The organism is Burkholderia sp. CpTa8-5 (genome assembly GCF_017815045.1).
Classification (GTDB): Bacteria; Pseudomonadota; Gammaproteobacteria; order Burkholderiales; family Burkholderiaceae; genus Burkholderia; species Burkholderia sola.
Map to the genome: position 1 here is coordinate 19,964 of NZ_JAGIQD010000039.1, position 12,640 is coordinate 32,603.

13 protein-coding genes and 2 tRNA genes are annotated in these 12,640 nt (G+C 70.0%); 3 read left to right on the top strand and 12 right to left on the bottom strand.

Translation table 11 applies throughout. The features are described 5' to 3' along the window. Window positions 1–83: 83 nt before the first annotated feature. Together J8I35_RS32010 and J8I35_RS32015 are read right to left on the bottom strand one after the other, a co-directional pair. The gene (locus J8I35_RS32010; RefSeq protein WP_209928992.1) at window positions 84–2,645 is read right to left on the bottom strand and encodes a DUF6600 domain-containing protein; all 2,562 of its coding nucleotides are present in this window, start codon (window positions 2,643–2,645) and stop codon (window positions 84–86) included. Window positions 2,646–2,807: 162 nt separating this feature from the next. Further along, window positions 2,808–3,515, bottom strand: coding sequence for a helix-turn-helix transcriptional regulator (locus tag J8I35_RS32015; protein ID WP_050011501.1), 708 nt, complete (start codon window positions 3,513–3,515; stop codon window positions 2,808–2,810). A 188-nt stretch (window positions 3,516–3,703) separates the two neighbouring features. On the opposite strand from J8I35_RS32015, the gene J8I35_RS32020 reads away from it, so the two are divergent. Next, window positions 3,704–3,844, top strand: coding sequence for a hypothetical protein (locus J8I35_RS32020; protein WP_162838111.1), 141 nt, complete (start codon window positions 3,704–3,706; stop codon window positions 3,842–3,844). Window positions 3,845–3,974: 130 nt separating this feature from the next. Beyond that, window positions 3,975–4,487 carry an acyl-CoA thioesterase gene (locus tag J8I35_RS32025; protein WP_027811985.1) on the top strand — a complete coding sequence of 171 codons (513 nt, stop codon included), beginning with the start codon at window positions 3,975–3,977 and terminating at the stop codon, window positions 4,485–4,487. A 46-nt stretch (window positions 4,488–4,533) separates the two neighbouring features. Here the strand turns inward: J8I35_RS32025 and fumC are convergent, their stop codons facing one another. From fumC to J8I35_RS32040, 3 genes are all read right to left on the bottom strand, one after another. After that, window positions 4,534–5,928, bottom strand: coding sequence for a class II fumarate hydratase (gene fumC / locus J8I35_RS32030; RefSeq protein WP_011544913.1), 1,395 nt, complete (start codon window positions 5,926–5,928; stop codon window positions 4,534–4,536). Between the two features lie 184 nt (window positions 5,929–6,112). Then, entirely contained in the window at window positions 6,113–7,501 is a 1,389-nt protein-coding gene (gene norM, locus J8I35_RS32035) for a multidrug efflux MATE transporter NorM (RefSeq protein WP_124557539.1), read from the bottom strand. Window positions 7,502–7,668: 167 nt separating this feature from the next. Further along, window positions 7,669–7,887 (bottom strand): RNA-binding S4 domain-containing protein, encoded by a 219-nt coding sequence (locus J8I35_RS32040; protein ID WP_006486208.1) that lies wholly within the window; start codon window positions 7,885–7,887, stop codon window positions 7,669–7,671. A gap of 266 nt (window positions 7,888–8,153) precedes the next feature. Between J8I35_RS32040 and J8I35_RS32045 the strand changes: the two genes are divergently transcribed. After that, window positions 8,154–8,555 carry a hypothetical protein gene (locus J8I35_RS32045; protein WP_050011498.1) on the top strand — a complete coding sequence of 134 codons (402 nt, stop codon included), beginning with the start codon at window positions 8,154–8,156 and terminating at the stop codon, window positions 8,553–8,555. 125 nt (window positions 8,556–8,680) lie between these two features. Here the strand turns inward: J8I35_RS32045 and J8I35_RS32050 are convergent, their stop codons facing one another. The 7 genes from J8I35_RS32050 to J8I35_RS32080 form a co-directional block, all read right to left on the bottom strand. Further along, complete coding sequence (locus J8I35_RS32050) at window positions 8,681–9,457, bottom strand: DUF4088 family protein (RefSeq protein WP_050011497.1); 777 nt, start codon at window positions 9,455–9,457, stop codon at window positions 8,681–8,683. A 160-nt stretch (window positions 9,458–9,617) separates the two neighbouring features. Then, a complete protein-coding gene (locus J8I35_RS32055; RefSeq protein ID WP_209928997.1) occupies window positions 9,618–9,956 on the bottom strand; it encodes an AzlD domain-containing protein in 339 nt (112 codons plus the stop codon). Next, window positions 9,953–10,720, bottom strand: a complete 768-nt coding sequence (locus tag J8I35_RS32060; RefSeq protein ID WP_050011495.1) for an AzlC family ABC transporter permease — start codon at window positions 10,718–10,720, stop codon at window positions 9,953–9,955. The genes J8I35_RS32055 and J8I35_RS32060 overlap by 4 nt, the downstream gene beginning before the upstream one ends. A gap of 140 nt (window positions 10,721–10,860) precedes the next feature. Then, entirely contained in the window at window positions 10,861–11,748 is an 888-nt protein-coding gene (locus J8I35_RS32065) for an AraC family transcriptional regulator (protein WP_124557536.1), read from the bottom strand. A gap of 61 nt (window positions 11,749–11,809) precedes the next feature. Then, entirely contained in the window at window positions 11,810–12,289 is a 480-nt protein-coding gene (locus tag J8I35_RS32070) for a CreA family protein (protein ID WP_209929001.1), read from the bottom strand. 128 nt (window positions 12,290–12,417) lie between these two features. Beyond that, window positions 12,418–12,493: transfer RNA gene (locus tag J8I35_RS32075), tRNA-Asn, on the bottom strand. 72 nt (window positions 12,494–12,565) lie between these two features. Next, a tRNA-Asn gene (locus J8I35_RS32080) sits at window positions 12,566–12,640 on the bottom strand.

A 12,640-nucleotide genomic window follows, 5' to 3' on the forward strand; every position in this document is an offset into this window, starting at 1 on the left:
CGCGCGGCTTCATCGATTCGCACCTGCAAAAAGGCTCGACCGGCTGATACCGGTCGAGCCTTTTTGTTTCATGTTTGCTGCACCTACTGACGATGCCGCTCCTCGTGGCCGCCCTGCGGCGGCGGATTGCCCGGACGCGGCGCCTCGACGTGCGGCGCCGGCTGTGGCCGTGGCTCCATCCGGGGCGCGGGCATCGACGGGCGCGGTTCCATCCGGGGCGCCGGCTGGGGTTGAGGTCGCGGCTCCATGCGCGGCGCCTGCGGCTGCGGGCGCGGCATGTCATGCACGGCGGGCGCCGGCGGGCGGTACTCGTTCACGCGCGGCGGCGCGACTTCGCGATGGGGCGCCGGTTGCGCGAAGTCCTGGCGCGGTTGCGGCGCGGGGGCGGCCCGTTCGGGCTGCGGCTGCGCTTGGCGGGCCGGCGTCGGGAGATCGGGGCGCGGACGCGGTTGCGGAATCTGCGCGACATGGTCCGACTGCGGTTGCTGCTGCGCGCGCGGCGTTTCGTTCCGGCCGCCGGGTTGCACACCCTGCGGTGTCGGCACGCCGTCCGGATGCGGTACCGCCGCGCTGCGCACGGGCGGCAGCGCATTCTGTCCTGCCGCGTGCAGCGCGGTAGGCGGCGCGGCGCGCTGACGCTCCATCGGCGTGTGCGGCTGCATCCACGCGGGCGACGACGGTGCGCCGGCTGCACGTGCATTGCCGATGCCCGACGGAGCGTTGTTCGCGCCCGGCGGATGCGGAACGCCGTTGCCGGGCGCGAACGCCTGATGCGGGATCGGGTTGCCGGGCGCCTGCGGCGGGCCGCCATTGGTGAAACGCGGTGCGTTGGGGTTTTCGCCGTTCGGCCGGGCGGCGTTCGGCATGCCCGGCGTCGGTACGCCCGGCCGGCCGGCCTGCTCGGCGGCCGGCTGGCCTTCACGCGGCGCGCGGCCCGGCTGCACGACGGGGCCGTGCGGATTCACGAGCTGCACGTTGTGCATCGCCCAGGCGCCGCCGCCCGGCTTGCCCGGAACGCGGACCGGACGCGCCGCATAGTCGGCCGGCACATTCGTCTTCACGACCGGCGCGCCGGCGCCCGGTACGCGCCCGCCTTGCTGCGCGAGGTGGGCGGCGGCCTGGTCGCGATACGCGGGCGGCACGGCAGGATTGCGCGTCGCGACGTACGGGTGTTGCGCGATCGCCGCCGGCGGACGGTAGCTGGCAGTGCGCAGCCCGCCGGTGAAGCTCTGGCGGACCGGCGCGATGCCGGGCGTGCCCGGCGTGACGTGCGCGTTGCGCCATTGCTGCGGATCGACGTGTTGCGAGAAGTGCGCGACCGGCTGGCCGTGCACGAACGCGGCGGCCGGCACGGCCGTGATCGCATGCGGCGCGCGGAAGTTCACGTACGTCTTGTTGATGTTGGTGATATTGGTGATGTTCGTCACGTTCACGGTCTTGTTCACGTTGACGTTGTTCACCACGATGTTGCGGTTGACGCGGTCGTAGTAGTGCGGGCTCCAGCCGCCCCAGCCCGGATGCCACGGTTCGCCCGGACCGAGCGCGAACCACGCGCAGCCGGCCGCGGCAACGCCGCCGACCGTGAGCGCGACGCTCCAGTCGGAACCGCCGCCGCCCCCGCCCCCGCCGCCGACGAACGCGACGAGCGCCGGCGCATAGACGGGCGGCTGGCTGACGACCATCGGGCCGGGCACCCAGGCCCAGCTGTCGTCCAGGTACGCCCAGCGGCCGTAGTGATAGGGCGCGAAGCCCCACGGCGCGTCGTCGACCCAGGTCCAGCCCCACGGCGCCTGCCAGATCCAGTGGCCGTCGTGATACGGCGCCCAGTCGGCCGGCGTGTCGTTCGGCACCCATACCGCGCCGTAATTCGGGGTTTCGCGCCACGTGCCGTTCGCGTCGAGATCCTGGTAGCCGGGCATGTCGCGGGACACGTAGCGGGCCGACACCGAGCGCGCTTCGGCCGCGTCGCGGCTGGCGGCCCACTGGTCGAGCGCGTCGGGGCCCGGTGCGGCCGATTGCTGCGCGACCTGCAGGTCGGTGCCGGTGAATACGACCTGCTGCCCGGGCGACAGCGGATACTGCCCGTTGCTGCCGTAGACGGTCGCGCTGCCGCTGCGCATCGTCACCGTCGTGCTCGCGCCGTTCGGCGCGACATCGACGCGATAGTCGCCGGGGCCCGTGATGCCGAGCGCGAGGTTCGGCGTGTCGATTTCGTACGATCCGCCGGCCGGCAGACCGCGCACGTGCGTCGAGACGGTGCCGAGGCCCACTTTCAACTGCGTCGTCGTGTCGTCGAGGTTCAGCACCGACAGGCTCGTCGATTCGCCGAGCCGCACCGCGGTCGAGCCGATGTGCAGTTCCGAGCGCGCGCCGGCATCGTTCCACAGCTGGTCGCCGGTCGTCAGCGGCCGGTTCACCGCCGCATACGACCAGGTATCGGTGCCGGCCGGTTCGGTCGTCACGGCGCCCGACAGGTAATTGAGCCGCGCGACGCGGCCGGGCGGATCGCCGCCGGGTTGCCGTGCCGCGGCTGCAGCCGGCGGCGCATCGGCAGATTGCGCGAAGGCGGGCGGCAGCGCCGCCAGTGCGGCGAATGCGAGCAGCGTGTAGCGGGCGGTGCGCTTGAGCGCGAACAGGGAGGCCATGGTGAGCGTCATCGTTGTGATCGCGGCGCGTCGATTCGTGCCGTCCCGTTCACGATATCCGCTTGGCCTGTTTCAAGGCACGGTGTTTTGTAAGTCGAATGGCACGCGGTGTAACAAAACCTGTCCATCGCGCGCCGTTGTCGTGCAGCTGCAATGCCGGCGTCAAGCAGACGTAAGCCACGCGTCGAAAACCTGCTGCCCCGGCACCGTGACGCGCAGCACGCGCGGTCGGGCCGCGCGCTCGATCCAGCCGTGTGCGCAGAAGCTGTCGAGCAGCGCCGCGCCGAGCGCGCCGCCGAGATGCGAACGCCGCTCGCTCCAGTCGAGACAGCCGCACGCGAAGCGGCGCCGGCGCGCGCGCTGCTGCGCGACGTCGATGCCCCATTGCGAGAGCGCCTGCGTACCGCGCTCGGTGGTGTCGATCGCGTCGCCGTTGGCGAATAGCCAGCCGCGCGCGGTGAGGCCGTCGAAGATGCGCACCGCGAGCTCGCCGGCCATGTGGTCGTAGCAGGTGCGTGCATAGCGCAGTTCGGCCGGGACCGTGCGCGACGGCGGCGGAACCGGGCGATGCGGCGCGGCCGCGCGGGCGACGTTCGCCAGCGCTTCGAGCGAGGCCGCGATGTCGGCCGACGCAATGCGGTAGTAGCGATGCCGGCCGCGCACGTCGAGGGCCAGCAGCCCGCCCTCGGTCAGGCGCGCGAGGTGCGCGCTGGCCGCGGACGGCGACAGCCCCGCGATCATCGTCAGTTCGCCGGCTGGTCGCGCGCTGCCGTCCATCAGCACCCACAGCATCGCGGCGCGGCCGGGATCGGCGATCAGTGCGCCGATGCGGCTCAGGCCCGGAAAATGGTGGTCGTCTTGATCGGTCATCGTCGTGTCTCGTCGAGCGGGTTGGAGGGCAGTGTAGTCCGCGCGCGCATTCGATGTTTCGTTTCCGGATGAAATGTCGGATACGGCGGTGGCGCGCTGGCGGGGACCGGACCGCGGCCCGTTGCAGGGCACGCGTAGAATGGCCGGACGCGGCGGCAGCGGGCCGCCGCATGTGACGCGATGCAACGATGAAGACGATTTTCTGTGTGTTGGCGGCCGCGCTCGTGTGCGCGGCCTGTGCGTCCGGCGGTGCGGGCGCGACCGGCGAGCGCAGCGGCAGTATCGAGATGTACGGGACGATCGACCAGGGCATCACGGTGCGCCGCTGACCGACGCCGGTCGGCGCGCGAGCCGGCATGGCCGCCGCAGCCCCGCTAGGCGGGGCTTGCCGCGACGCATTGCCGCAGTGCAACGTATAATGGCCCGATTACAGCGCCCCTGCCGCCTGGAGCCACAACAATGCCCCAACCGTCCCCCGTGCCGGCCGCTCTCGACCGCACCGAAACCGTATTCCGCTTCCTTGCCGAGCCTTCGTCCGTGAACTTCGGCGGCAAGGTGCATGGCGGCGCGCTGATGAAATGGATCGACGAGGTCGCGTATGCGTGCGCGGCCGTCTGGTCGAGCCGCTATTGCGTGACGGTCAGCGTCGGCAACATCCGTTTCCAGCGTCCGATCCTGGTCGGCAATCTGGTCGAGCTGAAGGCGCGCGTCGTCGCGACGGGCCGTACCAGCATGCACATCCACGTGTCGGTGCACGCCGGCGATCCTAAGGGCGGCGTGCTGCGCCAGACGACCGATTGCCTCGTCGTGTTCGTCGCGGTCGACGAGAACGGCAACCCGGTGCCGGTGCCGCCGTTCGTGCCCGAAACCGACGAGCAGAAGGTGCTCGCCAAATATGCGGCCGACGTGCGGGCCGCGCTCGACAAAATCGTCGAGATGAAGCCGGAAGAGGTCGCGAAGGGCACCGTCTGAGTGCCGCGGGCGCCGCGCTCGACGCGCCGCGCTCGTCGTCCTGCCGTTACCGCGTCCCGATCATCTGCTCGGGGCGTACCCATGCATCGAATTCCGCCTCGGTCAGGTAGCCGAGCGCGAGCGCGGCCGCCTTCAGCGTCGTGCCTTCCTTGTGCGCCTTCTTCGCGATCTGCGCGGACTTGTCGTAGCCGATGTGCGGATTGAGCGCCGTCACGAGCATCAGCGATTCGTTCAACAACAGGTCGATGCGCGAGCGGTTCGGCTCGATGCCCACCGCGCAGTGATCGTTGAAGCTCTGCGCGCCGTCGGCGAGCAGCCGCACCGACTGCAGCACGTTGTGCGCGATCATCGGCCGGAACACGTTCAGCTCGAAATTGCCGCTCGCGCCGCCGACGTTGACCGCGACGTCGTTGCCGAACACCTGGCAGCACAGCATCGTCACGGCTTCCGACTGCGTCGGGTTCACCTTGCCCGGCATGATCGAGCTGCCCGGCTCGTTTTCCGGGATCGACAGCTCACCGAGCCCGCAGCGCGGCCCGCTCGCGAGCCAGCGCACGTCGTTCGCGATCTTCATCAGGCTCGCCGCGACCGTCTTCAGCGCGCCGTGCGCGAAGACCAGCGCGTCGGCGGCCGCCATCACCTCGAACTTGCTCGGCGCCGTCACGAACGGCAGCTTCGCGAGCCGGCCGATCTCGTCGGCCACGCGCACCGCGAATTCCGGATGCGCATTCAGCCCGGTGCCGACCGCGGTGCCGCCGAGCGCGAGTTCGTACAGGTGCGGCAGCGCCGATTCGACGTGACGGATGCCCTGGTCGAGCTGCGCGACATAGCCGGAGAACTCCTGGCCGAGCGTGAGTGGCGTCGCGTCCTGCAGGTGCGTGCGGCCGATCTTCACGATGTCGGCGAACGCCTTCGACTTCGCGTCGAGCGTCGCGCGCAGCGTGCGCAGCGCCGGCAGCAGGTGGTTGACGATCGCATACGCGGCCGCGATGTGCATCGCGGTCGGGAACACGTCGTTCGACGACTGGCCGCGATTCACGTCGTCGTTCGGATGAACCTTGCGCGCTTCGCCGCGCTCGCCGCCCAGCAGCTCGCTCGCGCGGTTCGCGATCACCTCGTTGAGGTTCATGTTGGTCTGCGTGCCGGAGCCCGTCTGCCACACCGCGAGCGGGAATTCGCGCGGATGCTTGCCGGCGATGATCTCGTCGGCGGCTTCGATGATCGCGTGCGCCTTGTCGTCGGCGAGCACGCCGAGCGACTGGTTGACGGCCGCCGCGGCCCGCTTGACGATCGCGAGCGCGTGGATCAGCTCGGGCGACTGCTTCTCCGTCGAGATCCGGAAATTCTGCAGCGAGCGCTCGGTCTGCGCGCCCCAGAGCCGGTCGGCCGGCACGGCGATCTCGCCGAACGTGTCGCGTTCCATCCGAACTGCTTCATTCATGATGCACTCCTCCTGGAAAGGGGAAAGGCCGCGCGTCGTCGCGCGGCGTCAGGCGTAATCAGACGTATCGTGAGGCAGTCGCGCCGCTGGCGCGGCGTCTCGAGCGGTTCAGTCGACAAGCATAGCGCCGGCCGCGATTTCGCGTCGTGTCGTGCCCACGGCGCGTGACGCGCGCAAACCGGCGCTAGCGCGCCGCCGCGATCAGCGACGCGGTCTTGCGGTGGAAGCGCCATGCCATCAGCACGGCGACGCTCGCGAGGCCCGCCGCGAGCCCCCACCACAGGCCGCGCGCGCCCAGGCCCGCGTGGAAGGCGAACCAGTAGCCGGTCGGGAAGCCGATGCCCCAGTAGCCGAGGGTCGCGGCGAGCATCGGGATGCGCGTGTCCTTCAGGCCGCGCAGCGCACCGGACCCGACGGTCTGCATCCCGTCGACGATCTGGAACACCGCGGCGATGCCGAGCAGCGACGCGGCGAGCGACACCGTGGCCGCGTTGGCCGGGTCGTCGAGGTGCAGGTACAGGCCGACGATCGTATGCGGCGCGACGATCATCACGAGGCCGGACAGCGACATGAAGCCGACGCCGAGCGCGAGCGCGACGAAGCCCGCGTGCCGCGCGGCGACGGGCGAACCCGCGCCGATCCAGTAGCCGACGCGCACGTTGGCCGCCTGGCCGATCGCGAGCGGCACCATGAACGACACCGACGCGACGTTCAGCGCGATCTGGTGCGCGGCGAGCGACGTCGCGCCCAGCACGCCGACGGTGAGGCCGGTGGCGAGGAACAGCGTCGATTCGACGCCGTACGTGATCGCGACCGGCCAGCCGATGCCGATCAGTTCGCCCATCACGGGCAGCTTCGGGCGCGCGGCGGTCACGAAATGGCGGAAGCGCTGCCGGCCGTGCAGCAGCCAGATCAGCGCGAGCGCGGTGAGCCAGATCGTGATCGTCGTCGCGACGGCCGAGCCGAGAAAGCCGAGGCGCGGCAGTCCGAATGCGCCGTGGATCAGCCCGTAGTTCAGCACGCCGTTGACGCCGACGCCGCCGATCGATACCCACAACAGCCGCCGCGCGGCACCGATCGCTGGCAGGAACGCGCGCATCAGCCCGACGCCGATCAGGCTGCCGAGCGCCGCGAAGCGCAGGATGCCCGTGTATTCGCCGACGTGATGCGCGAGCAGCGGCGGCTCGTGGAACATCAGCAGGATCGGTTCGGCCAGCGACAGCGCGACGATCGCCGGAATCGCGAGCAGCACGGACAGCGCGAAGCCCGTCCAGTAGATGTGCGGCACGCGATCCTCGGCCTGCGCGCCGCGCGCGTGGGCGACGCTCACGCTGACCGACGACAGCACGCCTTGCAGGATCGTCACGATCACGAAGAAGAAGTTCGCGCCGAGCCCGCCCGCCGCGAGCGAATCGGGGCCGAGCGAACCGAGCAGCACCGTGTCGGTGACGCTCATCGCCATCTGGGACAGTTGCGCGATCGCGAGCGGCGCGGCGAGGCGCGCGGTATCGGCGGCATGACTGGACAGGGACGGCGGCGCGGCGGCCGTCCGCGTGAGACCGGAATGCGACATGGAATGGGCGCTCGCGCGGGTGCGGCCCCGCGCTGTATGTCGTTATTTTGAGAGACGGCTAGCTTACGGCTTTATTCGAACCGTGTCGAACGCGTGCGCCGATGGCCATGTCGCGGGCAGGGGAACGGCCAGGGCCTGCGCAAGCCCGTTATCAGCGTGAACGGGCGCTATGCCTCGCGTACCGCGATGCGCGTGTCGCCGAGCAGTACGACCTGGCCCGCGCGGATTTTGCAGGTCTTGCGCAGCTCGACCGCGCCGTCGACTTTCACCGCGCCGGACGCGACGATCAGCTTCGCGGTGCCGCCGCTGTCCGCGAGGCCGGTGATCTTGAGAAGGTTGTGCAGCTCGACGTATTCGCCGGTCAGCGTGAAATCCAGATTGGGCATGACGAGGAAGGTGCGCGGTGCGCGGGAGGAAACGCTCCGCATCATACGGCACCGCGGGCCGGCACGCGAGCGCGGGCCGCCGCCGCACGTTGTAAAGGACTGTGAGCGATTCGTCAGCAAATGAAACGGTGGGTAACAGTCTGAGAGATTCGCGAACCGGCCGCGTGGGCCGCGGGTCTTCTGTCGTACCTGCTGCGTGTTGCGGCGGGAACGCGACGGTCCGCATCGCTGCGGACCGGGCGCACAACTTCTTGAGGAGAATTGCCATGTCCAAGATTCGTACGATGCTGATCGGTGCCGCGCTGACGGCGTTCGCCACTTCGGCCGCATTCGCCCAGACGGGCACGACGGCGCAAGGCGCGGCGGGTGCCGGCGTACAGACGCAGGCTCCGGCGGCAGGTGTCGGCGCAGGCGTGCAGGGTGGTGCCGGCGCGAACGCGTCGGGCAATGCGACGGGCGGCGCGACCGATGCGGTCGGCGCGGCAGCCGATGGCGCGAAGGATACGACGTCGTCGGCCGTCCATTCGACCAAGAAGCACACGAAGCATGCGGCGAAGTCGGCCAAGAGCCATGCGGGCTCGGCCAAGAAGAAGGCCGACGACGCGACCGAAGGCGGCGCCTCGGTCGGCGCGCAGGGCGGCGCATCGGCCCAGGGCGCCACGCAGTAAGCGGTGTCCGGCGCCGTCGCGACCCGTGTTTTCGGACGGCGCGTCGCGACGGGCGATCGTCCGGCGGCCCGGTTCGCTTTGCGCGAATCGGGCCGTTTTCGTGGGGTAATAAGCGGGACGCGTACTTACGGCCGGCGCTGGCCTTGCCCCTGGCCCTGGGCCGGCCGCACCGCAGCCGGCGTGAATACGCTGCGCAGCCACGCGGCGAGGCGCGCGAAGACGTCGTACGGTTCCTCGACGAAGATCTCCGGCTTCAGCAGCCGCAGGTATTCCATGATCTGCTGCGCTTCCTGCTTCTGGAACGAGCCGTGCGCGAGCCCGAGCCGCAGCAGCCCGCGCAGTTCGCCGAGCTTGTCGCGCGCGGTGCTGCCGACGCTCATCTCGCATGCGAGCTTGGCCTCGTAGATCCGCTGCCGCAGCGATTCCGCGAGCCGCCACGCGGGCGTCTGCATCAGTTCCTCGAGCGTCTGGATGTCCTGCGCCGCCGCCTTGATCTGCGACGCGAGCGGGTCGATCAGCGACGCGTCGCCCTGTGCTTCGGCGACGATCGCCTTCGCCCAGTCGCGGCATGCCTTCGCGAGCTCGTCGGGCGTCCATTCGGAGCGCGACGCGAAGCCGAAGCCGAATTCGCCGGCCTGCCGCATCAGGATCGCGACGACGTCCGGAAATTCCTTGTCGAGCGTGCGCTTGGCCCATGCGTACTGGCCGCCCTGCAGCATCCGCTGCACGGCGTGCTCGGTCAGCGGCACCATGTTGTCGAGCAGCTTGGCGCGCAGGAAATCCTCGAACGACGGCGTCGCGAATTGCGGGTCGAGTTTCAGCGATACGCGCACGAACGCGTCGTAGTCCTTGCGCAGGGACTCGAGCGTGTCGTCCTTGAGGGAAAGGGTGATCTGGCCCATGAATCATCTCGATGACGGCCCGCGCAAGCCGGCGCCGGCGCGGCGCACCGGAGCGGGCGCCGCGTCGACTGACCGATGCGCGCCGGGGCCGGTGGCGGGTCTTCCTCTCCTATATCGGCGCGCCGCGCGGAAACTTGAGCGCGCGCGATGGAGCGTGCGCTCAGGCAGGCGGCCAGTGCGGGATGACGACCCCTTGCCACAGGAAGAACACCGCGAGCCCGACCGCGATGGTGACGAGCGGCCGGCGGGTCGCGGCCGACACGAGCACGGCCGCGAGCGCGCCGACGAGCTGCGGATTGCGCCACGTCAGCTCGGCCGTGCCGCCGTGCGGCGAGACGGTCATCGGCACGATGATCGCGGTCAGCACGGTGACCGGCACGAAGCCGAGCGCGGTCCGCACGAGCGGCGGGAACGTCAGCCGCTCGCCGAACAGGAACAGCGTCGAGCGGATCGCATACGTGATGACGGCCATCCCGAGGATCAACAGCGCGTAGTTCACGATGCGGCCTCCGGGCGAGAGCGGGCCCGCGTGCGATCGTGCCGCAGCGTGAGCACGACGCCGATCGCGACGCCGGCGGCGACCGCGCCGAGCAGCCCGAGCTTGTACGGCCAGCCCTGCCAGAAGTACGCGAGCGTGCCGGCCGTCGCGGCCGCCGCGAAGTAGCGCAGCGTGCCGAGCTGCGGGACGACGATCGCGATGAAGGTCGCCGCCATCGCGAAGTCGAGGCCGAGCGACTGCAGGCCCGGGAACGCCGTGCCGAAGCCGATGCCCGCGAGCGTCCAGACCTGCCAGTTCAGGTACATCGCGAGCCCGGAGCCGAAAAAGTAGTGGGGGCCGATCGTGCCGGGCGGGTAGTGCCGGTAGTGCCCGTAGGCGACCGCGAACACTTCGTCGGTCATCAACGCGCCGAGCGTCGCGCGCCAGCGCAACGGCAGGTGTGCGACATAGGGCGCGAGCGTCGCGCTGTACAGCAGGTGGCGCAGGTTCACGATCAGCGTCGTGGCGAGCACGACGGCGAAGCTCGCGCTGCCGGCGATCAGGCCGAGCGCGATGAACTGCGCGGACCCCGCGAACACGGCGAGCGACATCAGCGCGCCATGCCAGGCGGCAAGCGGGCCGCTGCCGACGAGCGTGCCGAAAATCACGCCGAACGGCGCGGCGCCGATCATCATCGGAATCGTGTCGCGCGCGCCGTCGAGCCATTCGTTGAGCGGGCGGCGCGGGGGTGAGGCGGGTGTCTCGTTCAAGTAGCGCTCCTCCATGAGCTGGAGGATAGCGGGCCGGTGGCGGGCCGGCTTGTATGTTCTTGCGCTCGCGGGAGCGGGGTCGGTGCCCGAGTGTCGGCCGGCGCGGCGGGTCGCTGCGCGGTGCGGTCCGACCGACGACGGCGGGAAGCCGTGCGTCAGCTTGCCTGCCAGCGCCCGGGCGGCACGCCGAACATCCGTTTGAAATGCCGCGTGAAGTGGCTCTGGTCGACGAAGCCGCTGGCCGCGGCGACATCGGCGACCGGCACGCCCGCGCGTAACGGTGCCAGCGCGCGCTGCAGCCGCAGCTGGTTGCGCCACGCATGCGGCGGCATGCCGGTCGTACGCGTGAACAGACGCGCGGCGTGGAACGGCGACAGGCCGACCGCCTGCGCGACGTCGTCGAGCGTCACCGCGGACGTCAGATCGGCGGCGAGCCGCTCGCGCATCGCGTCGACGCGCGGTTCGTCGGCCGCGAGCGGCGCCGGTTGCGGCCGCACGTCGGCATGGCGCACGATCAGCGTCGACAGCGCGTCGAGCATCGCGGTTTCGGCGGCGAGCGGATCGTAGACGCGCGGCGCGTCGGTAGCCGGACCGTCGGCCGCATGCGACGACAGCGCGCGCTCGCTGCCGGCTTCCAGCATCCGATGCGCGAGCGTGAGCCGGGCCGCCAGATCGGCGTCGCGGATCACGCCGGGGGCGAACCATGGCGGATCCTGCGGGCGGCCCGCGACTGCACTCGCGAGTTCGCGGATGAATTCCACCGGCATGTAACTGACGCGATAGCACCAGCCCTCGTCGGCGGCACGCGACCCCGTATGCACTTCGCCGGGATTGATCACGGGCACGGTGCCCGTTTCGGCGACATAGCCGTTGCCGCGATAGGTGAAGCGTTCCGCGCCTTCGAGAATCACGGGGATCGTGTACGCATCGTGCCAGTGGGGCGCGAACGCGTGATCGCGATAGGTGGCCGTGAGCAGGTCCGCGTCCGGCACGAGCGGCGTGCGCCAGTAGCGTGCGGAATCGGGAAGGCGGGTGGCGGACATGATCGGGCGCGGGAGCGGTCGAACCGACAGTGTATCGCTCGCGCCCCCGGCGGGTGCGGGCTTACTTGACCGGAATCGTCGTGCCGGCCGGCATCGGCACCGCGGTGACGGCGTTCTTCGGGCTGCCGCTGACGATGCGGTCGCTGTAGGTCAGATAGACGATCGTGTTGCGTTTCTTGTCGACCACGCGCACGACGTGCAGCGTCTTGAAGATGAACGACATGCGTTCGCTGAATACGTCGGCCTGCTGCTTGAGCGGTTCCTTGAAGCTGATCGGGCCGACCTGCCGGCACGCGATCGACGCTTCGCTCGGATCCTCGGCGACGCCGAGCGTGCCCTTGATCCCGCCGGTGCGCGCGCGCGACACGTAGCAGGTCACGCCGTTCACGACCGGATCGTCATAGGCCTCGACGACCACGCGATCGGAACCCGTGACGCGGAAATGGGTGTTGACGCTGCCGACTTCCTCCGCGTGCGCGAGCGGTGCGGCGGCGGAGAGCAGGAGGGCGGCGGGGGCGAAACGGAGGAGGCGATGCTTCATCGACGGAACCGGATGCGGATGCGGGACAGAGACTCTAGCATGCGCATGACTGGGTCACGCAACGCAGGAAGGCGGACAAGGGGGCCGGAAAAACAAAAGGCCCGTCGAATGACGGGCCTTTCGCTATTTGGCTCCCCGACCTGGGCTCGAACCAGGGACCTACGGATTAACAGTCCGGCGCTCTACCGACTGAGCTATCGGGGAATAAATCGGTACATCTGCGTGCTGTGTTTTCCAACAAAAAACCCGTCCACTTTCAACGGGCTTTTGCGTTTTTGGCTCCCCGACCTGGGCTCGAACCAGGGACCTACGGATTAACAGTCCGGCGCTCTACCGACTGAGCTATCGGGG

Bases quoted from the DNA above. Each gene is read 5' to 3' on its own strand.
- J8I35_RS32010 (WP_209928992.1), bottom strand. From the start codon at position 2,645: ATGGCCTCCCTGTTCGCGCTCAAGCGCACCGCCCGCTACACGCTGCTC.
- J8I35_RS32015 (WP_050011501.1), bottom strand. From the start codon at position 3,515: ATGACCGATCAAGACGACCACCATTTTCCGGGCCTGAGCCGCATCGGC.
- J8I35_RS32020 (WP_162838111.1), top strand. From the start codon at position 3,704: ATGAAGACGATTTTCTGTGTGTTGGCGGCCGCGCTCGTGTGCGCGGCC.
- J8I35_RS32025 (WP_027811985.1), top strand. From the start codon at position 3,975: ATGCCCCAACCGTCCCCCGTGCCGGCCGCTCTCGACCGCACCGAAACC.
- fumC (WP_011544913.1), bottom strand. From the start codon at position 5,928: ATGAATGAAGCAGTTCGGATGGAACGCGACACGTTCGGCGAGATCGCC.
- norM (WP_124557539.1), bottom strand. From the start codon at position 7,501: ATGTCGCATTCCGGTCTCACGCGGACGGCCGCCGCGCCGCCGTCCCTG.
- J8I35_RS32040 (WP_006486208.1), bottom strand. From the start codon at position 7,887: ATGCCCAATCTGGATTTCACGCTGACCGGCGAATACGTCGAGCTGCAC.
- J8I35_RS32045 (WP_050011498.1), top strand. From the start codon at position 8,154: ATGTCCAAGATTCGTACGATGCTGATCGGTGCCGCGCTGACGGCGTTC.
- J8I35_RS32050 (WP_050011497.1), bottom strand. From the start codon at position 9,457: ATGGGCCAGATCACCCTTTCCCTCAAGGACGACACGCTCGAGTCCCTG.
- J8I35_RS32060 (WP_050011495.1), bottom strand. From the start codon at position 10,720: ATGGAGGAGCGCTACTTGAACGAGACACCCGCCTCACCCCCGCGCCGC.
- J8I35_RS32065 (WP_124557536.1), bottom strand. From the start codon at position 11,748: ATGTCCGCCACCCGCCTTCCCGATTCCGCACGCTACTGGCGCACGCCG.
- J8I35_RS32070 (WP_209929001.1), bottom strand. From the start codon at position 12,289: ATGAAGCATCGCCTCCTCCGTTTCGCCCCCGCCGCCCTCCTGCTCTCC.